This is a genomic window from Kitasatospora sp. NPDC091335 (genome assembly GCF_044757205.1).
GTDB lineage: Bacteria > Actinomycetota > Actinomycetes > Streptomycetales > Streptomycetaceae > Kitasatospora.
Genome location: NZ_JBIVUM010000009.1, coordinates 89,118 through 109,171 on the forward strand (window position 1 = coordinate 89,118; position 20,054 = coordinate 109,171).

General features: G+C 68.8%; 10 protein-coding genes and 2 pseudogenes. 5 read left to right on the forward strand and 7 right to left on the reverse strand.

The features are described from left to right. Positions 1-2: 2 nt before the first annotated feature. Positions 3-4,037, reverse strand: coding sequence for an Eco57I restriction-modification methylase domain-containing protein (locus tag ACIQOW_RS20375; RefSeq protein ID WP_401086916.1), 4,035 nt, complete (start codon positions 4,035-4,037; stop codon positions 3-5). Next, a complete protein-coding gene (gene drmD, locus ACIQOW_RS20380) occupies positions 4,034-7,240 on the reverse strand; it encodes a DISARM system SNF2-like helicase DrmD (RefSeq protein WP_401086918.1) in 3,207 nt (1,068 codons plus the stop codon). Before drmD ends, ACIQOW_RS20375 begins: the two co-directional genes overlap by 4 nt. A gap of 296 nt (positions 7,241-7,536) precedes the next feature. Here drmD and ACIQOW_RS20385 point away from each other — a divergent pair, with 296 nt between their 5' ends. Together ACIQOW_RS20385 and xerC are read left to right on the forward strand one after the other, a co-directional pair. Next, positions 7,537-8,979 carry a tyrosine-type recombinase/integrase gene (locus ACIQOW_RS20385; protein WP_401086920.1) on the forward strand — a complete coding sequence of 481 codons (1,443 nt, stop codon included), beginning with the start codon at positions 7,537-7,539 and terminating at the stop codon, positions 8,977-8,979. Between the two features lie 614 nt (positions 8,980-9,593). Then, positions 9,594-10,760, forward strand: coding sequence for a tyrosine recombinase XerC (gene xerC, locus ACIQOW_RS20390; protein ID WP_401086922.1), 1,167 nt, complete (start codon positions 9,594-9,596; stop codon positions 10,758-10,760). A 124-nt stretch (positions 10,761-10,884) separates the two neighbouring features. Here xerC and ACIQOW_RS20395 read toward each other — a convergent pair whose 3' ends face one another. From ACIQOW_RS20395 to ACIQOW_RS20410, 4 genes are all read right to left on the reverse strand, one after another. Continuing rightward, positions 10,885-13,533 carry a S8 family peptidase gene (locus tag ACIQOW_RS20395; RefSeq protein ID WP_401086924.1) on the reverse strand — a complete coding sequence of 883 codons (2,649 nt, stop codon included), beginning with the start codon at positions 13,531-13,533 and terminating at the stop codon, positions 10,885-10,887. After that, positions 13,526-14,503: an AAA family ATPase gene (locus ACIQOW_RS20400; protein WP_401086926.1), complete on the reverse strand. Its 978-nt coding sequence runs from the start codon at positions 14,501-14,503 to the stop codon at positions 13,526-13,528. The genes ACIQOW_RS20395 and ACIQOW_RS20400 overlap by 8 nt, the downstream gene beginning before the upstream one ends. A gap of 241 nt (positions 14,504-14,744) precedes the next feature. Next, the gene (locus ACIQOW_RS20405) at positions 14,745-15,245 is read right to left on the reverse strand and encodes a hypothetical protein (protein ID WP_401086927.1); all 501 of its coding nucleotides are present in this window, start codon (positions 15,243-15,245) and stop codon (positions 14,745-14,747) included. Between the two features lie 635 nt (positions 15,246-15,880). Beyond that, entirely contained in the window at positions 15,881-17,335 is a 1,455-nt protein-coding gene (locus tag ACIQOW_RS20410; RefSeq protein WP_401086929.1) for a hypothetical protein, read from the reverse strand. 720 nt (positions 17,336-18,055) lie between these two features. Between ACIQOW_RS20410 and ACIQOW_RS20415 the strand changes: the two genes are divergently transcribed. The 3 genes and pseudogenes from ACIQOW_RS20415 to ACIQOW_RS20425 all read left to right on the forward strand — a co-directional run. After that, positions 18,056-18,493 carry a hypothetical protein gene (locus ACIQOW_RS20415; RefSeq protein ID WP_401086931.1) on the forward strand — a complete coding sequence of 146 codons (438 nt, stop codon included), beginning with the start codon at positions 18,056-18,058 and terminating at the stop codon, positions 18,491-18,493. A 71-nt stretch (positions 18,494-18,564) separates the two neighbouring features. Beyond that, positions 18,565-18,984: a transposase family protein gene (locus ACIQOW_RS20420; protein WP_401086933.1), complete on the forward strand. Its 420-nt coding sequence runs from the start codon at positions 18,565-18,567 to the stop codon at positions 18,982-18,984. A 223-nt stretch (positions 18,985-19,207) separates the two neighbouring features. Continuing rightward, positions 19,208-19,450: pseudogene (locus tag ACIQOW_RS20425) on the forward strand (transposase); the annotation flags it as partial. Between the two features lie 70 nt (positions 19,451-19,520). On the opposite strand, the pseudogene ACIQOW_RS20430 reads toward ACIQOW_RS20425, so the two are convergent. Next, positions 19,521-19,958 (reverse strand): annotated as a pseudogene (locus ACIQOW_RS20430) (integrase); the annotation flags it as partial. Positions 19,959-20,054: the final 96 nt, after the last annotated feature.

Below are 20,054 nucleotides of genomic sequence, written 5' to 3' on the forward strand. Positions count from 1 at the left end.
GGTCACTCGTCATCCCCTTCCTCGGCGTCGCCATCATCGCCCAGGGGTACGACATCGCCCTGTGCGGCGGCACGACGATGGTTCTCCTCCAGCAGCCGGTCCAAGATCTGTACCCGGGCCGCCGGGCTCACCGTCCAGCGCTCCATCTGCCGGTAGGTGTGGAAGCCATGGTCGAGCGGGATGTCATCCCAGCCGTAGGCAGCCAGGACGACCTCGTCCAACTCGATGTGGATCTGTCGCAGTCGGGCGACGTCACGGTCAGAGTCCGCGACGCCTGGGTCGTTGACCAGGTTGTAGAGCTTGGTCAGACCGAGATCGCGGCGGAGCATGATTTCGCGACGCTCGCTGTCGAGGGAAACTCCAACTTTGGAGATACCCTCGGAATTCCCCATCGGGAAGGGAAAGGTCAGAAAAACACTTGACGGCGTATAAACGGGATCCCCAGTGCGCGTCGACCCCCAGCACGTGGCCCAAATCCTATGAATCGACGAGCTGAGAATTCCAAGCACCACCGGCTCGCTCGAAGCAAATACGACCAGCTTTTGATCAAAAACCTGCCCAGTGGGCACAAATGCCGGAATTTGAGTTGCACTTGTCTGCGAGAGGACGATTACTCTATCCAAACCCGCAATTGCTTCCCGCATGGCGGGGCGCGCTCTCAAGTAAAGCCACCAGGGTGCTTCTCGGACTTCTCTGGCCTTCTTCATTCGCTCAGGCTTAACTCGCTCCAAGAGTCGCCCGTACGGAAGGCTGTACCTCTTTGCAACCTCTTCTGGACTGTCGTTGAAGTCAATTACCCAGCGGCTAGCCTTGAGCGCCGGATCGCCATTGATGTCGTTCTTTCCGTGCGGATAGGGGAATAGCACATCCTTGTTTCGCGGATCCTCATCGATCCACAATGCTGCCTCATCCGGCTCAAGAACAAAGCCCATGCCCAATACAAAACATCCCTTGAATGCAATCCCCGCATTCTCGAGCAGTGGCTTCGGCGCACCCTCCACACGGCCAACCGGCTCCAGTAGCGTGGAAATCTGCGATACTTCAAGGTCATCAGAGAACCTCGGCGCTCCTCTGCTAACCGCACCACGACTACCCCAGATCGCCGCGTACTCCAGATTAGCGCTCGCAGCAGGCCAAGGACGACTCTGAATCGCACGGGTGATCGTGAATCCCGCTGCGTCCATTTGGTCAAGTCCAACGCTGCGTGTGGGCCCCTGGGCAACCGTATTTGTCGCAATCACGCCCAGCCCACCCCGCTCCGACAGTAGCTCATAGGCTCGGAGAAGGAAGTATGCGACGATATCTGCACTGCCCTTCCGCTCGCCGGCCAAGACATTAACGAACCAGTCTCGAAGATTGGTCCCCAGCGCTCCAGTAATCTTGGATCCGCCCAGGAATGGCGGATTGCCGATGATGGCGTCGAAGCCACCACGCTGCATTACGTCCGGTACGGCGAGGACCCAGTGAAGCGGCTTCCATCGCTTGTAGTCCGTCGGAACGGTCGGTGTCAGCCCTGCCTCCAGGATGCCGTCGAGCATCGCCCGGTCCTTCTCGCCACCGCCCACGGGGTAGGCGAGTTCGACGGCAACGCGGAGGTTCTCGTACGCTGCCTTCAGTTGTTTTCCGGGCTTGCCGCCCCACTTCAGCCCGGCGGCGACCACCGCGTCCGCGACGTCGGCCAGCTCTCCAGTGATCTTCTGGTACTCCCGCCACTGGCGCCGTTTGGTCGCGGCCGAGCGCTGCGGGTCCTGCTCGTTGACCTCGGTGGCGAGCTGGCGGCGCAGGCGGGCAGCACGGTCCAGGATGGCGTCGATGTCGATGTTGAACATGCTGATCTGCTGGCCAGCGGCTGCCGGGTCGATGTGGAGGTCGCGGAGCTGGCGTGGGTCCGTCAGGCCGATCAGCGCGTTGCCGTGGAGGACCTTGTCGTCGACGAAGGAGAACGGCAGCTTGGGGTCGAGCGAAACGAGCCACAGGGAGAGCTTGCACATCTCCACCGCCATGGCGTTGATGTCCGCGCCGTACAGGCAGGTGGCGACGACCGTCCTTATGGCGTGGACGTGGAGTTCGTGCGCCGTCATGCCGTAGACGGCCTCTTCCCTGCGCCACGCCTCCACGAGCCGGGCGGCGAGGTAGCGGGCAGCGGCGACGAGGAAGGCGCCGGAGCCGCACGCGATGTCGGCGATCTTGAGGTCGAGGATCTGGTCGGAGGAGATCGGCTGCCAGTCGTCCTGGTTGGCGCTCTGGTGTGGGCCGGGCGAGTAGACCAGCGGTTCGAGGGCGTAACGGACGACTTCCTCAGCCAGGGAGCGCGGTGTGTAGTGTGCGCCGGCCGAGGCACGCGACGGAGTCTCCACGAGCAGAACGCCGCCGGGCTCGACAACGAGGGGCCGGTTGCGCAGGTCACGGCGGATAATGCCGAGGAAGGGACGTAGCCGCCCGCGCAGTTCCTCACTGCCGGTGAGGTCGTGCAGGGCGGTCTCGGCGTCGTCGATGAGTGTGTCGCCGGCCTTGAGGGCCTTCGTGAGGGCAGCCTTGGTGGGCGGTTTCGCGGCGGGCTGGTGCTGCTTGGCCCAGTTGAGGATCGCGTCGGCGAGAGCGGTTTCGCTGCGGCTGGTCTGAGCGAGGTGTTCGAGGGTTTCGAGGGGGATTTCCGGCTCGAAGCCGGGAGTGCCGGTCAGGCCGAGGGTGATCTCGTCCGTGTTCTCGCAGGAGTAGCCGAGCAGGCCCTCGTAGATGTAGCCGATCTGTTCGACGTCGATCTCGCGGAAGGAGATCCGGCGGGCGGGCTCGCCGCGCAGTTGCGCGATCTGAACGGCGCGCAGGACTTCGAGCATCACACGGTCGCTGACCGTGATGGCCAGGGCGCTGTGGGAGCCGCGAGTAATGAGGAAGGGGAAACGCGCCGGGTCGAAGAGGGAGCCACCGTATTCGGGCAGGCGCAGGTCTTCGAAGGTGGCTCCGCGGTAGAGGGCCTGGGAGGTGGCGAGGAGGCGGTGCCAGGTGAGGGAGGTGGCGTCGAGGGCCTGGTCGCCTTCGTCCTGCTGGCGCTTGTCGAGGCGGTCGAGTTCGTCGCTGATGCCGTAGCCCATGGCGAAGAGCTGGTTCTCGGGGAGCAGTCCGCGTTCCTCGGCGAAGAGGAGGAAGACGACGCGCATCATGACGGTGACGGCGGCTTCGTAGACTTCGCCGCGCTGTTCGGGGAGGGGGTCAGGTTCGCTGCGTTGTACGGCTGCCAGTCCGGCTTCGGAGAGGGCCTGAACGATGAGCTCGACGGCGCGGCGGACCTGGGTGCCGAGGGCGTCGGTGATCTTCTCGGCGGCGGTGACGGACTCGCCGAACAGTTCGGTGAGCCGGTCCTGCGGCTTTCCGCCGATGAGGCGGCGGCGCTGGAGGAGCTCGATGAAGGCGTTGCGGGTGGCGGGCTCTTCGATCCAGGTCTGGGCGTCGACGATGCCGGAGGCGACCATGGTCTTCTCCCGGGCGCTGACGATGGCCCACCAACGGCCGTCGGTGACCACGCCGATGGTGACGCCGGAGGCCCGCAGGAGGTGTTCCATGCGGTCGACGGGGCTGTCGGACCATCCGTCGGCGAGCGGGTCGCGCAGGGAGTCGACGGGGTCGGTGACCAGGACGAGTGCACCGGTTGCCTCACCCTGGAGGAGGGCTCCGTCGGCTCGGACGGTCACGGCATGGTCGGGTGAGCGGACCTCGGCTGTGGCCGGCGCTACGGACGTGTACGAGGCGGCCCAGCGCAGTCCCTGGCGCAGGACGAGGTCGACCCAGGTGTCGCGGGCCTCGCGATAGAGGGCGAGGGCTTTCTCGTCGTCGCGGTGGGAGTCCCAGCGCTCCCAAGCCTTCTCGAAGGCGGGTTTGGCGTCCTTGATGGCCGCGAGGGCGCGGGCGTCAGGCTGTGGGATGCCCTGGGGCCAGACCCGCTCGAGGACGGGAACGGCGAGGAACGGTCCGTCGGCGTCGACCAGTTCGAGCCAGGCACGGTGCAGGTCGGCAGTGGTCGGGGCGTGCTTGCGGCTCATGCCTGAACGCTTCCGTTCTTCGCGTCTTCGGGGGTCAGGGCGAACACGACGGCCGCGGCCGACACGTACGGGCGGATGTCGCTGTAGCGCTCCCGGATCGAGGCGACCTCGCGGGCCTCCTCGTCGTCCAGGCTGGCCAGACGTTCGTTCATGTTGTGGAGGTCTCGGCGGCGCTGCTTCTGCTGGTCGTCGCTGAACAGGACGTCTTCCTCCTCCGACCGGATGGCCAGCTCCAGCAGGTCGCGGGACTCGCGCAGGTTGATACGGAAGGCGCCGAAGATCTCGTGGGCACGGGCGATGTCGGTGTCCCGTCGCCGCGTGAGCGCTTCGGTGACCTTCTCCTGGCGAGCGGTGCTCTTGCGATCCATCGCGCTCAGAAGCCGGTCACGCAGGCGGGCTCCGTCCTCGTTCCACAGGGCGGCAAGGTGGGTGAGCACCTCCCTGTCGGCCAGCCGGAGGTCAGCCGAGTCGAGGGCTTCATCGAGGACCTGCTCGACCTTGGATTCGGCCAGCGCCTGCCCACGCAGCCGGATACCGGTGAGGAAGACCTCCTCGTGCAGGCGCAAGCCGCCGCGGCCGACCAGGACGAGCCTGGAAACGGCGGCGACGCAGGACTGGGGAAGTCCGTTGGTGACGACGGCGGTGACCCGGTTGACCGGCGCATCAACGCTGAACAGGGCGCTGCGCAGGGTGCGCGTGGCGCGCTGCATGAGCGCGTGGCCCAGGTGGATGTGCACGAGGTCGGTGCGCCCCCGCGCCGCTTCGTCGTCGAAGGTGACCGGGCGCGGAACGCCTGGCTCCAGACGTGTGTCGAGGCCGCGCAGGGCTGGCTGCCAGGAGCGGCCCAGCCTCGGTACCTGAAACACCTGGGCGTCGGTGTCCTCGTCGCCGATCTCCACCAGCGGCGGCTGGGCGTCCAGGAGGAGGGCGGCGTCCACGACACGGCGCGCGTTCGTGGGCGTGAGGTGCATGAGCGCCTTGCGCTCGTCGTAGGTCCGGGACAGCTCGGTGAGTTCGCGGTTCAGCTCGATGCTGCCGCGCAGGCTCTCGATCTCGGCCTGGTCGGCGTCGGCGGACGCGCTCGGACGCGCCTTGCGGGGAGTGCCCGTGGGGCTGAAGTGCCCCTGCACCTCGGCGTCGATGACCTGGTTGACCTTGCCAAGGTCCTTGGTCGCCGTGCTGACCTTCCGCGCGATGATCCCCATGAACTCCATGTCGGCCGCGTAGGTCGAGGAGGAGGTGACGGGCTGGAAGTGGTAGATCTCCGGGCTCTCGGTCTGCCCGTACCGGTCGATCCGACCGATGCGCTGTTCCAGGCGCGAGGGGTTGAACGGGATGTCGAAGTTCACCAGGCGGTGGCAGTACGCCTGCAGGTCGATGCCTTCCCCGGCGGAGTCGGTGGCGAGCAGCACCCGCACGGGGTGCTTGTCCGGCCGCTCCGTGAACCGGGCGCGGATCAACTCGCGCTCCTCGATCGGGGTCGATCCCTGGATCGTCTCCAGCACGCCACCGTAACCGCGCTGACGCAGGACACCCGCAATCCAGTCCAGCGTGGCGGCGTACTCGGTGAACACCACGACCCGCTCATTCGACCAGGTCCGTCCGTCCGGGCGGCAGACTGCGTCAAGGAAGGTGAGCAGGGCGTCCAGTCGGGAGTCCGGCTTGTGCTCGTAGCGCAGCCCCCACTCCACCAGCGACGTGGCCTCGTCTTCGAGACCGGCAGGCAGCGGGCCTGAGCCCTTGGAGTGCCGCAGTGCGGTGAACTCAGGGTGTTCTGCCGCTCCTTCCTCCTCGTCCGACTGCCCGCTGCCAAGGACCTCGACGTAGTAGTCGTCCTCGTCCAACTCCAGCTGTCGGCTGCCGGCCGCCGCGCCCTGGTACAGCTCCAGGGTCCGGGCGAACGACCACGGGCTGGACAGGAAGCGCTTCTTCAGCAGCATCGAGACGATGTCGCCGCCCTTGCCCCGGCCTCGCTCGCGAGCTGTCTCCGTGAGCAGCCGCACCAGCCGGTCGAACTGCTCCTGCTCGTCATCGCTGGGCGTGAACGGGATCGTAGCGATCTTGCGCGGCCGGAAGCCCTTGTCCGGCAGCTCAGTCTTCACCCGCCGGACCTTGACCTCGTCGAGCGCCTTCTTGTCGATGCTCGCGCCGCGGGAGAACCGGCGGCCGTCGATCATCTCCAGCAGGGCAGTGAAGGACTCCGAATAGCCGTTGTGCGGCGTGGCGCTGAGGAATAGACGGTGCTCGCACGCCTCTGCCAGCTTCTTCGTCGCCGTGGTGCGGTGGCTGTCCACCGCATAGCCGCGCTGGCCCGGGGCCGATGTCGGGCTGGCCGGCGCCACGTGGTGCGCCTCGTCGACCACCAGCACATCGAACGCGAAACGGCGGGCCGAGGACGCGTTTCGAGTGTCCGCCAGGACATCACGCAGCAGCCGCTGGGCCCGAAGCGACGGCAGCCACGCCATACTCACGATCACGCGCGGGAACAGCCGGAAAGGGTTGGCGTTCAGCCCATGACTGCGACGGACCTTCGCCATCAGCTCACTGTTGACGATCACGAAGTCCAGGCCGAACTTCTCCCGCATCTCGTCCTGCCACTTCAGCGACAGGCTCGGGGGACAGACGATGACCACCGTGCGGGCCCGGTGGCGCAGCAGCAGCTCCTGCACCACCAGGCCCGCCTCGATGGTCTTGCCCAGGCCCACGTCGTCAGCCAGCAACAGGTTCGTCCGCGAGGACTTCAGCGCCCGGCGTAGCGGTTCCAGCTGGTACGCCTCTACGTTCGCACCACTGCGAAACGGTGCCTGGAAGGAGTTGGCGTCCGCCGAGGTCACCGCACCCCACCGCACCGCGTCCACGAACGCGGCCAGCTTCTTCGGGTCGTCAAAGCCCTCCGGCCGGACGGTCTCCGGCAGACCCTGGTCCGGCTGCAGCGTGTGCCCGACCTCCAGCTCCCAGACGACCGCCAGTTCTTCGCCGAGCCGGTCCTCGTCCAGCGACTGAAGGCTCACCACGTGCGCGAGGCGGGGTGTTCCCTCGTCGGCGGGGCTTCGCGGCAGGCCCTGCTGTCGGACGTCCGACACAGCCCATGTGGAGCCGCGGACCTTCACCACCTGGCCAGGCTCCGGCACGGGCGGCAGCGCTTCCGGTCGTCCGGTGCGCTCCTCGGCGTCGCGCTGGTCTTCAGTGGTGGTCGTCGCCACGTGTCGGACTCCTCCATCGATGCAGCACACCCGAACTCCCGTCATTCTTCCATCGGCCCGTGACTGTGGGCTCGGAGACGTGTTCGGCAGGTGATCATTATCGCCGATACGGGATGTCCACCGCCGGAAATCGTAAGGATCAGTGACCGCGGTGGTTCATGGTGCTCAGCCTTCGGCTCGCCAAGGGAAAACCCCTGGTCAGAGGCCCCGGGTTGAGCCTGGCAGTCGCGTGGTGGTCGCGGGCAAGGGACGGGAGACTGGAGACCGGACATGCTCAGTCTCCGGAGGCGATCAGGATGCGCTCCTCAACCGACCGTGGTCGGGTCTACCGGCGCTGTGGCTGCCGCGACGACCACCGCCACCAGCTCGGCACCCACTGCCCTCTCCTCGCCGCCGACCCCTTGCACGGCAGCTGGGCCTTCGCCGTCGACGTGCCCTCCACCGACGGCCGCCGCCGCACGATCCGCCGCGCAGGCTTCCCCGACGAACTCGACGCACGCATCGCGCTGCGGCGCTTCAACGAGTCCCTGCCCCTCGGTGTCGTCACCGACCCGAGGCAGACTCTCGCCGACTACCTCACCGGCTGGCTCGCCGAGAAGGCTCTCCACCGCAAGCCCACCACCATCGCCCGCTACCGCCCCTATGTCGAGCAGGACCTGATCCCGGCCCTCGGCACGATCCCGCTCGACGATCTCACCCGCCGACATCTGAGCGTCTTCGTCACCAACCAGCTGCAGCGAGGCCGCGGCAGGGTCACCGTCCACCGGATCATGTCTACCCTCTCCAGCGCCCTCAGCGACGCCGTCACCGCCGAGCGCCTCGCTCGCAACCCGGCTAAGCCCCCGCTCATCTCCAGGCCCGCCCCGGCCGAGCGGCATCTGTGGACCGAGGAGCAGGCGGCCTGCTTCCTGCGCTTCACCCACGTCACCGACCCGCTCTATGCCGACCTCGCCGAGCTGATGATCGGCACCGGCATGCGCAAGGGTGAGGTCCTCGGCCTGCGCTGGGACGATGTCCACTTGCCCGAGCGCACCTTGTTCGTCCGCGCGACGCTCTCCGCGATCGACAACAACCAGCTCCTGCTCACCGCTCCGAAGACCAAGGGCAGCCGCGCCTGGGTCGCCCTGTCCGACCGCGCCGCCGACGCCCTGGAGGACCGCTCCGGTTCACGCGCCTTCGGCCAGATCACCCCTGCCGGCGGCTTCGTCTTCCACCGCCACGGCCGCCCGCTGCACCCCAAGACGGTCCTCGACCGCTTCCACTTGCTCTGCGACAAGGCCGGCGTCCCCCGCATCGCTCTGCACGACCTGCGTCACCTCGCCGCCAGCTTCGCCCTGGCCGCAGGCGTCCCGCTCCCGGTCGTCTCCAAGACCCTGCGTCACCGCACCCTGTCCACCACCGCGAACATCTACGCCGAACTCACCCGCCTTGCGGAGCGGGCGGCCGTCGACGCCATCGCTTGGACCCTCAGCGCAGCCGACCGCGCGGTTCTCGGTGTGCCCGCCTGCCGAGCCCGGCGCCCCTGGCACCAGAACCCACGCCCCCACCACCGCCTGGCTTCCCGTCAGGCGCCACAGGAAATCGAGCCGAGTACCACCTGGCCGATGTGGCCCGGCGACCACACTGCGACCACCAGCCGACGGAATATCAAAAAGGCCGCTCCCGCCAGAAGCGGAAACGGCCTACGACCTGCAGTTTTGCAAGTCGGGACGACAGGATTTGAACCTGCGACCCCTTGACCCCCAGTCAAGGGGTTCAACTAGTGTCGACAGCCGAGGCCTTGAGGCCTCGGCTTCTTTGCTTCCCAACTCCACTGAAACTAGGGATGGTTGAGGATCGTCGTGAATAGCGAGAGTCGGCAGACCCCAAACCCGGTTGATGCTCAGCTGGGTTCAAGTTCGTACATAGATGTCCGTAAGCGCTCACGGGCGCTCACCAGGCGCGGTCCCCAAATGGTCCCCAAGCCCCCGGAGCCGCCTTCGTCACCGCGAGTAGCAGCAATCTGTCGCCCCTTCAGCAGGACCCTTCTGCCGACCGCCGCAGCCCATCGTGCAGTGCCCCTGGCCGGACAAGGCGGCCCGGACGGATCAGGGTCGATTACCCACTGGATACGGATAGTGATCTTCCGGACGGTGTGTCGTCTTGAGCGTGTCCTCGCCATCCGGTTCTGAGTGCTTCGCGCACCGCCCAACGCGCTCTGCCGCCACACCCGACACAGCAGCCACTCTTGCCCCAGACTCACCAGGCAGTCCGGGAGAAGGGGAAGCTCATGGGACAGCGTGCGCAGCGGGGCAGGGTGTACCGGCGGTGCGGGTGCAAGGACGGGCACGGGAGGCAGTCGGGTGCGTGGTGTGTGCGGTTGCTGGAGGAGGCGGAGCACGGGTCGTGGACGTACTGCGTCGACCTGGCACCGGAGGACGGCAAACGGCGTACCCGGCGGCGGGGAGGGTTCGCGTCGGAGGCCGAGGCCGCGCAGGAGTTGGCGGCGGTGCTGGAGGGTGAGCTGAGCGGGGCGTACGAGGAGCGTCGCACCACCGTGGCGGAGTACCTGCGGGAGTGGTTGGGCGCGCGGAAGGCCGATCTCACCGTAAACACCTACGCCGGCTACAAGGCCTACGTGGAGAGGGACCTGATCCCCGCGTTCGGGCGGTGCCGACTGCTGGACCTGCGGCCGAAGCAGATCGAGGACTGGATGGCCGCGCAGCGCAAGGCCGGCCGGGGCCGGGTCACGCTCTACCGGGTGGTCTCGACGCTGCGCAACGCGCTGAACCACGCGGTGCGCTCCTGGCGGCTGAAGTTCAACCCGGCCGAGCACTGCGTGCCGCCCAAGCCCCGCGCCGACGAGCGCACATGCTGGACCCCGAAGGAGGCCGCGGCGTTCCTGCGGCACAACGCGGAGCAGTACGCGGACCAGCTGGCCGACCTGTTCGAGGTGATGCTCGGGACCGGCATGCGCCGCGGTGAGGTCCTGGCCCTGCACTGGCCGGACGTCCACCTCATGGACCGCAAGCTGTTCGTCCGCTGGACCCTGTCCGCCGTGGACAACGGCGACCTCCACTTCAACCAGCCCAAGACCGAGGCCAGCCGCGCCTGGATCAGCCTCTCCCCCAGGGTCATGGCCGCCCTCCACCACCAGGCCGCCCTCCAGATGGCCGCCCACCCCGACGGCCGACTGGAGGGCCTGGTCTTCGCCCACGCGGACGGATCGCCCCTGCGGCCCCAGTGGGTCCTCGACCAGCTCCGCAAACGCACCACCGAACTCGGCCTGCCCCGGATCGGCCTGCACGACCTGCGACACACCGCGGCCAGCATCATGATCGCCGAAGGCATCCCCATCGCCATCGTCTCCAAGACCCTGCGCCACGCCACCCTGGCCACCACGATCAACCTCTACGGCCACCTCCTCAAGGACTCCGCCGACCAAGCCGTCAACGCCCTCGACCAAGCCCTCGACCAAGCCCAGGAAAGCCGGCTCCGAGCCGTCCCCCGCGGCAACGACGACCTGCCGCTCGCGGCGTAGCAGTAGCGGCGGGCGGGGCCCCTCGCCGGTCCGGTGCAACAGCATCGGACCGGCGTCGCGGGGCGGACGGCCTTCAGGTCGCGGGGTCGGCTGGCCTCCCGCTCCGCCGGAACAGTGCCGCGGTCTACCAGCCCAGAGGCAGCTGTACGGGGATTCCGGTGGCCGTCTCGACCCGCGAGGCCAGGCTGGCCGAGATGGGCACGTCGAGCCGGATGGCGGTCGGGGTGTAAAGGTCGGTCTCGATTTCGGGTGTCGTGAGGGACACGAGGAGGGCGTAGGAGACCGGGCGGCCGACGCGGTCGGATCTGTTGTTGTACTTCCACCAGCCGCCGGCCGGGTAGACCGCCAGGGCTCCACAGTCGGCGAGCTCGGCGGCGGTGCCGCTCCAGATGTCGGCGTGCAGGGAGCCGCGGTTGCGGTTGTCGGAGCCGACGAGCCAGGCCTTGTCCCCCTCGAACTTGCCGACCGTGGTCATGCCGTCGTTCGCGGCCTGCGCGTCCTTCGCGACGCGTCCTTCAAAGTCCGACAGGTTCTCCAGCGGCCCCTTGATCGCGAACCTCAGCTTGTGGGAGGCATAGGTGTGCTGGCCCATGACACCGCGCCGGCCGGGATTCGGTTCGACGAAGTAGGAGAGGGTAACGCGCAGCTGGACCGGGGTGGCGCCGAGGTCGAGGAGCTGCTCGCGTGGCCAGGGCAGCTGGTGGAGCTTGAGCTCTCCCAGCTGCACACGGCCCTCGTCGCGGCGGAACGGGACGAGGGAGCCCTGGATCATCAGCGTGACGGCATTCGTCGCGCTGGACAGGACGCGCTCCTCGGTCGGCACTCCCCAGCCGTAGCGGCGCAGCACCGTGCGGGCGAAGTCCTTGCTGCCGTTGCCCTTGCCGGTGCGGCGGCGGCCGTTTGCGTTGAGGATCCCGTCGGTCATGGCGTTGGTCCAGCGCGCTTCGTGGACCAGGAGTGCCCGGATGGTTTCGGGTGTGAGGGCGGGGTAGGCGGCGTGGGCGATGGCGGCCAGGCGTGCGGCCTGGGCGGTGGCGGCGCTGGTGGCGTTGGCGGTGGTGAGCGGTCGGTCGAGGCCGTGGTGGGTGGTGGTGAGGCTGACGATGTCGTGTTCGTCGGTGAGGGTGACGTCGGCGTCGACGAGGAGGTTTCCGCCTTCGAGGACGATGTCCGGCTTGACGGGGGTGTTCACGGGCAGGGCGACGGAGGTGCGGCTGAAAGGTGAGAGTTCGCCGGCTGCGGCGAGGGCCCGGTAGCCGTGGAACATGGGGTCCCGGGGTGGCTGGGCGAGGTCGGTGTAGGCGCCGACTGTCAGGACGTTCCAGGCCTGGGCCGGGTTCTCTATCGGGGAGGTGTCGCAGAGTGCGAGGTGGTGCAGGGTTCCGTCGTCCTGGCGGAGGTGGGTGATGGGGTGTTCGCGGACGTTGCCGGCTGAGACGACGATGAGCCGGGAGGCCTCGGGGTCGGGGGCGCCGAGGAGTTCGATGCGGTCGTCGTGGACGGCGATGTCGGTGCCAGCGGCGAGCGCGTCGAGAGAGGCGGACCACAGGCTCGCCCGGCCGTCGGTGCCGTTGCGTTCGGGTGTGGAGCGCTGGGTGACGGCCATGGAGAAGACCCGGGCGTGTGGCTGGTCGACGGTGCCGGTCTCGGCGTCGGCGATCGCGTTGACGGTGACTTCCGCGTGGCTTCGCGGGGTGTCGTCGTGGCGGATCCGCTGGGGAAGGATTTTGACGGATTCCAGGCCGTGGGCGAGCGTGATGGTGCCGGTGGATTCGAGGGCGCCGGCGAGGTCGCCGAGGAGGGCGAGGCCGGCCATCTTGGTTCCGTGGCCGTTGTTGTCGTCCGGGCCCTCGTGGAGGAACACGCTCTGCGCGCGTCCGGCGAGGGCCTGCTTGAGGAGCGGGTGCTCCTGGTGGATGCCGGTGTCGAGGATGCACACGACGGGTGCGTCGGCGGCGGCGTGCTCGAGCCGGGTCGCGAGGTCGAGAGTGAGGTCGCGCTGGAGCGTGCGGGCGGTGGTGTGGATCTGCTCGGCGAAGCTGGGCTGCCGCACTTCGGAGGGACAGGCGTTGGTGGCGAGGAGCGTCTTGAGCTGGGTGCCGGTCGTGGCGATGTGGGCGATCCGGTAGTCGCCGATGGTGATCGACCGGTCGGCGACCGGCCAGCCGTTGGCGGCGGCGATGCGCTGGAGGGCGGCGATCTGGTCGGTGTCGGTGATGCCTGGGTCGAACCACAGCTCCCACCAGCGGTGTTCGCTCATGTCCGGCAGTGGTGCGTCGTCCTGCCAGAGGTGGTCGAGCAGGGCGTGCTGGATGCGTTCGGTGTTGGCGACGGCACCCTGCTGCTTCGGCTTGCCGCTCGGAGTGTTCTGGGTGAACTGGCTGATCTTCTCGGCGAACGCCTGGACTCGCCCGTCGGGGATCCAGATGACGGCTTCTTGCGGGCTGCTGCCGGTTGCCTCATGGACACTCATGAGCGTCAGCCCGGAGTTGGCGAGGCTGTCGACCTGGAGGTCGTACGTGTCGGCGGCTTCCACCCGGATCGCGAAACCGCTCGCCCGTTCGGCAGCGTCCACTTCCCGGCGATCGACGGTGGAGGCCTGCCGGGCTTCTTCGAGGCCGTCGAGCAGGCGGTCCACATGGCCTTGCCGGTCCGCGGACCGGTCGGCGAACTGCCCACCCCAGGTGGAGCCGGAGGGCCTCGGGGTGAGTGTCTTCGGTTCCCAGGGGACCAGGAGGTGCGGGGTGAACCGCGACGGGGCCGGGTCAGGCATGGCGCAGCGCGTGCCGCTCGTCCAGTCCTTCGGTCAAGAGGTGTTGGTCGACCACGTCGTTGCCTCCGAGAATGGCGCGTTTGGCCGCGGATTCGGCGGCCTTGACCAGCTCGGCGTGGCTGAGCTGGTCGACCTTGGTGATCAGGTCGGACCAAGGTACGCCGGTGGTGTCCATTCCGGCTAGGCGTCGTTGCAGAATCTCGATCGCCTGTTCCGGGGAGGGTGGTGCGTAGTGGACGACGAGGTCGAAGCGGCGGAAGAGCGCGCGGTCGAGGAGGTGGCGGTGGTTGGTTGCGGCGACGACGAGGCTCTCGGAGGGGGCTTCGTCGAGGAAGAGGAGGAAGGAGTTGAGGATGCGGCGGGCTTCGCCGACGTCGTTGCCGGCGGTGCGTTCGGCGCCGAGGGCATCGAACTCGTCGAAGAGGTAGACCGCGCGGGTCTCGGCGGCGGCTTCGAAGACGGTGCGGAGCTTGGCGGCGGTCTCTCCCATGAAGCGGCTGATCAGTCCGTCGAGGCGGATGGTGAACAGCGGCAGGGACAGTTCCTTGGCCAGTGCCGCGGCGGTCATGCTCTTGCCGGTGCCGGGCGGTCCCGACAGGAGGATGCGGTGCACGGGGGTGAATCCGAAACGCTCCAGACGGGCGCGCTGGCGCTGCTCGTGCAGGACCTTGTCCAAGGGCGCGCGGACATCGTCGGCGAGGGTCATGTCGTCGAGGCGAACGTCGGGGTAGCCGGCAGTGAGAAGGCTGGCGAGTTCGCCCCTGGGCTGGACGACCGGTGTCGGGGCGAGCCTGGGGATCTTCTCGGCGCGGGCGGCGTCGATGATCTCGCGGAGTTCGACGGCGATTTTGCCGTGGCCCTGGCGCGCCGACTTCGCCGCCACCTGCAGGGCGATGCTGTAGAAGCGGTCGTCGTCGCCGCTGGCGTGGGCGTTGAGGAGCGCCTTGAGGTGGTCAGCTGTGGCAGCCACGCACCTCACACTCCTCTTCAGCAGACCGGCCCGCCACTCTAACGAGCGCCTCGGGCGATGGATACCCCTGGCACGCGCGGGCCAGCGCCCTGTTCATCGTACGGCGGAAGGATTGGCCGCTCGACTGCGGGCCGGAGATGCGCGCGACCACCGAATCCTCGGGTGCGAGCGGGACCCGGTGGGCCGGTCCTGCGCGGAAGGCGGGGGGAGGGCGACGGGCGGCGTTGCGCGGGTTCGTCGGTCATGGCCGCTGGTTGCCGGGCAGGACCGCGCCGTCGCGCATGCGGACGGGCAGCTCGCTCCAGTCGTGGAGGGCGCCTTCGAGGAGGTTCTCGAACTGTGCCCTGCCCTCGTGGGCCAGGAGGTCTCGCAGGCAGGCGCAGCCCTGCATCACGGCACCACCGGTGAAGCAGACGAAGATCCCGGCAACTTGGAGGCCCAGTGCGGCGACAGCGATCTCCTGGCCGAACGGCAACGGTACCCGGGCAGCCAGTTCCCGTGCGAAAATCTGCTCGATCCGGGGCCGCCCCAGTACGGCCAACAGCCTGCCCACGACGCTGCCGAGCATGCCGTGCAACGACTTCTTCCCGTCCAGGAGTGCACGGGCGAGCGTCGCGAGCGCCTCGCAGCCCCTCCCCCGATGGCGCTCGACGAGAGCGTTCCAGGTGGTGTCACTCACGTGCCGCAGCGCCTGGGCGGCGATGGTGTCACCGCCTCCCGCCGCCACGAGTTCGACGCACACCCGGGCAGCGCTGTCCGTCTCGGCGCGGCTCACAACCCGCAGAAAACTCGGAGCCGGGCGGGAGGTGGTGCGCTGGGACGGAATCCGGGGTGTCCTCGACGGCGATGTGGCCCGCCGGCTCAACGACGGCCGGTTCACCGTGGAACTGGGCCGGCGAGGCCTGCGGACGGCCGACCTCGCAGGTGCGCCGCTCGCTGCCCGCCTGCGCGGGGACGGCTCCGTGGGTCGCGGGCCGGCGGGGAGGCCTTGGTGCAGGTGGCAGCGGAGTCCGGGGTCGGAGACCCGGTTCCTGCAGAGCTTCCTGTCCTTCTTCATCGCACGGCACCTGTTGACCATCCGCAGAGAGTGACCAATCCGGCACCTGCGGAAAAGTGGGCGGGGGCCTTACCGGTTTGAACGAGCCATCCCGGGCGGCCCTGCGACCTCCTGGGTCAGGCGTTCTCCGACATTGGAACAGCTCATGTGCGGTCTGCTGCCGCAGAAGGATGCCCCGATCCGTTCGACTGCCCGTTCGCCCTGCGCTGCCGCGCCGGGAAGGGGCCGAGCACCGTGTCGGGCCCGGAAGGTCCCTGCCGCCCGCCCGCCCGCCGGCGGCGGGCGGGCGGGCGGGCGGAGGTACTCGCGGGCCCGGCCGTTCAGCGGCGGAAGCCGCAGTGGGGGCCACGGGCCGTGACGTTCCCGAACGGTTCGAACCAGGCCTGCGCGCGCAGGTCGCCCACGCCCAGCTGCCGGTTGGCGTCACCGTCAGGGTCCTCGATGCCGTCGAAGCGGGAGCTGTAGAGCATGAGGACGTCGGTGTCCTGGAAGAACATGTCCGTGCAGGCGTCGAAGTCGTAGTCGTCGCGGTGGACCGGCAGTGTGGTGTGCGTGCCGTGCCCGGTGCCGTCGGAGTCGTCCCCGAGCTCGTCGGCGCTGTCGCCGGCGTCGTCGATGGCGAGGTGCAGGGCGAGTTCCTCGGCAGTGCAGGTCGGCCGCGGCCAGTGGCCTCGTTCGAGGTCGTCGGCAAGGTCGTCGGCTGCGCGGGCGAAGCGGCGCCGCCACTGGAGATCGGTGTCGAAGGTCAGCTTCGGCAGCCGCGGGAACACCCCCCAATTGCCCTCATGTTTGTCCAGGACGAGGCTCCCGTCACCGAGTTCCTCGGCGTCCTCGTACGCCTCGTCGGCCAGCAGCGACAGCGCGGTGTGGAGGAGGTCTGCCGTGCGGGGAGTCAGCTGCCACAAGCAGCTCTCTTCCTCACACTCCGGGTCCTCGCAGTGCGGGTCCTCCACGGGGAAGAGCGCCGCGAAATCGGGAAGTTCCTCCCCGAGGCTGTGCTCAGGGAACTCCCCGGCCTTGGCGGCACGCGGGCCGGGGCCGAAGTCCGCCACGACCGGCTCCGCACTCCACTCGGCGACCTCGTCGCCCTTGTTCCGCCGCAGCAGCGAGATGTGGCTGCGTTCGGTGAGGGCGTCCGCCCCGTCGACGTCGGCGGGCGGGTCCGCGAGCCACATGACCGCGCCGACCACGTCGTGCGGGTCGTCATCGTCGAGCTGATCGGCCGGCATCGGCTCCCACCCCTGCTCGCCCGCCGCATCCAGCAGGGCCTGCCGGTCGCGGACATGGAACTCCCGGAGCGAAGTGATACGCACGACCTGGCCCGGCAGGTCACGCAACCGAGCCTCACCCCGCGCGGGAGCGCCGGATTCCGGGGCCGCGTCGTTGTCGCCGCCCTCACTGTCGGCGCCGTCCTCCTGGTCGGGTTCCTCGGGCGCGGATCCTTCGGGCCAGGCGATGAGCGTTCCAGCCGCGGCCGACCAGGTGCCGGCGAGCACGTGAGCCACGGCCTGCCGGAGTGAGGACGCCGGAGCGTCCGGCAACTGCACGCACAGCCCGTCCATGGACTCCGCATGAAGGGCACCCGCCGCCCGGCTCAGGGTCCGGCGCAACAGTTCGGCCGCGCGGTGGGCGAGTTCAGGGTCTCGGCAGGTGAGGACGGCTTGGAGCGAGTCGGGGCCGTCGTCGTGGGAGAGGAGTGCGAGTACGCGGCTTTTGCTGGGGGTGTGTTCGCAGAGGAAGTCGCGGGGCGAGGCGGTGAGTTGGTGCTCGGGCATGCGGGGAACTCCGGTGTGGTGGAAGGCGCGCCCTGCGGAGGGCGGTGCGGAGGGGGGTGGAGTTCCGCAGGTGGGCGCGTTGCTGACGCGCCTCCGGACGGTGAGGAAGTCGGCTGACCGCAGCTGGTTCCGCCGATGCTGTCGGCGGTCCGGACCTGGTCCTGTCCGGCACCGTACCTGAGTCGCCGAGGAGTTGTCCCCACGACGACTATGCCGCTGGCGGCGAAGTAGCCCCGGGCGGCCGTGGCCCCAGGGATTCCCTGGCGCGTGGCCGCCTGCAGACGGCAGCGTAGGGACTGTCAGTGGGACCGGCTGGCGTGCTGGCATGCCGTCAACTACCGCCACTGTCCGTCGTGTCCCGCTCGGCCGTACCTTCACTCCGGAGATTCCGCTCGGCCCTGCCGGGAACGTCCCCCTCACCTGCTACGCCGCGGCGTCCGGCAAGGGCAAGCTCCATGGCGACGAGGCCTGCGGCACACTGCGGTTGGCGTCCTCCGTCCGCAGCGCCGAGATCCCGCTGGGTGAGGCTGTGGGACGGCTGCGTGGGAGCTGCCGCTGGCCGCTTCCCGTCGACAGTCCGATCCTCAGGCTCTTGGCGGCGGCCATCGACATCGGCGCCCTCGAGTTCTGGCTCGACCGCGAACCCGACTCGGAGGAGGAGAAGGCGGAGGAAGCGGATGCCGCGCTCGCCCTGGCCACCAACGAGTACCCCCGAGCAGTATGGGTGAGCCGTCGGACGAGACGGACGGCGAAGCCGGGGAGCCGGAGGAAGACTTCGACGACGAGGCGTGGCAGCGCTACTCCCGCGCCCGGGAGACGCGGCGCCACCGCCATGAGCACTGGCGCCGCCTGCACACCTACCTGATCAGGAGCAACAAGGCCCTCCAGGCGTTCCCCGTCCTGCGGCCCTGGGCCGAGCCGTTGCAGACCAGGTTCGCCGAGGTCATCGAGGAGGAGCGCCGCGCGTTCGCGGCCTTGGTGCAGCCGGTCCCGCTGGTGGAGGCAGCGGCGGTCAGACTGCTCCCGGAGCCGAAGTTCACACCGGGCCCGGAGCTCGCGGGTCTCGGAGCCGATGCAGCCAAGGTGAGAACGACACCCATTGGTGATCGGCGGGGCAGCCGTGACGTGACGGTGGCCGCACGGGTTCTTCGAGTGTGACCAAGAAGTGGGCCCGTGCGGCCTTGACCCATCCTGCCTTCTGCGGCGTCTCCCGTACACATCTCGGCGATTTGATCGAAGAGTTGGCCGACCCGTGGCTCGCCCGGTGCGAGTCGGCGCTGTACGAGCGGCGTGGTGTCGAGCGGCAGCGAGAGACCGGTGCCGGGCCCAAGCACGACCTGGTCTTCACCGACCGGCTGCTGGTCACCCTGGTCCACCTGCGCACCGGGCTCCCGCACGCCGCGCTGGCCGAGCTGTACGGCACGGCCCGCTCCACGGTCTCCCGGGTCATCGGCGAGATCCGGCCGTTGCTGGCAGCAGGCGGCTTCGCCGTCCCCGACCGCCCCGGCGTCCGGCTGCGGACCCTGGCGGACGTGTTCGCCTACGCCGAGGCCGAAGGGATCCGGGTGCGGATCGACGGCGCCGAGACCCAGGCCCGCCGCCCCAAGGCGTACCGACCTGGACCGACGGTGCCCGATCTTGGTGGCTAATTCCAAGTCTCTTGCGATGTCTCAGAGTTGAGATGCTCTGGGGTGGCCCGGGGAGCGGTATCGGACCTGTTCCTTGGGCCAGGGGTGGCAGCGTGGGCACGATGCAGTGGATCATGAGCGCTGGTGATCTCTCGGGCCTCGTCTTGGATCGGAGCATGTCGTGTCGGTGCAACCGCAGCCCTGGCCCCAGCCTGATCCGCAGATCGCGGCGGCGATCCGGGCGATGTACCGGGGCAAGCGGGAGGCTCCGCTGGCGGTGCAGGTCCGTGACCGGCTCGGCGAGCTGTTCCCGGACGCGGCCTTCGCCGACGCGTTCGGCCGGTCGGGCAAGCCGGGCTGGTCGCCGGGCCGGCTCGCGCTGGTCACGGTCCTGCAGAAGGCCGCGAACCTGACCGACCGGCAGGCGGCGGACGAGGTCCGAGAGAACCTGGCGTGGAAGTACGCACTGGGTCTGAGCTTGGAGGATCCGGGGTTCGACCACAGTGTGCTGTCGGAGTTCCGCTCCCGCGTTGTCACCCACGGGTTGGAGGAGCGGGCGCTGCCACCTTCACGCCGAGGACGAGAAGCTCGCCGTGAAGGCGGCGGTACCCCCACCCCGGATTCTCCGCGGCCAGGCGCAGCACCAGGGCGCGGATGGAGCGCACGGTACGCGGCCGCCCTCCGCGCTTGGGACGGGACCGGGCAGCGTGACGGCGGGCGACCAGGTCGCGGTGCCAGCGAAGAACGGTGTCCGGCCGTACCAGCAGTCGCATCCGGCGGAGCACCTGCGTCGGCAGGTGGTGGAACAGTGCCGCAAGGAATGCCCGGTCGCTCGCTTCGAACCGGACCCGCTGCCCGCCCAGCTGCCGTTCCAGCACCGCGATCTGATGGCGCAGGGCCAGGATCTCCACATCCTTGTCGCGGTCGCTCATCGGCAGCAGACGCAGCATCGCGAACGCGTTGGTCACGCCCAGGTACGCCAGTCTCAGCAGCACGATCCATCAGCCTGGCACGCTCATGCGGGCACCCTTGGCCGTTCGCGAGAATGCGCAGGTCACAGGCCCCGGATGAGGTTTTCGGCAGGAGCAGGC

Bases quoted from the DNA above. Each gene is read 5' to 3' on its own strand.
- ACIQOW_RS20415 (WP_401086931.1), top strand. From the start codon at position 18,056: ATGGGTGAGCCGTCGGACGAGACGGACGGCGAAGCCGGGGAGCCGGAG.
- ACIQOW_RS20395 (WP_401086924.1), bottom strand. From the start codon at position 13,533: ATGCCTGACCCGGCCCCGTCGCGGTTCACCCCGCACCTCCTGGTCCCC.
- ACIQOW_RS20385 (WP_401086920.1), top strand. From the start codon at position 7,537: ATGCGCTCCTCAACCGACCGTGGTCGGGTCTACCGGCGCTGTGGCTGC.
- ACIQOW_RS20410 (WP_401086929.1), bottom strand. From the start codon at position 17,335: ATGCCCGAGCACCAACTCACCGCCTCGCCCCGCGACTTCCTCTGCGAA.
- ACIQOW_RS20375 (WP_401086916.1), bottom strand. From the start codon at position 4,037: ATGAGCCGCAAGCACGCCCCGACCACTGCCGACCTGCACCGTGCCTGG.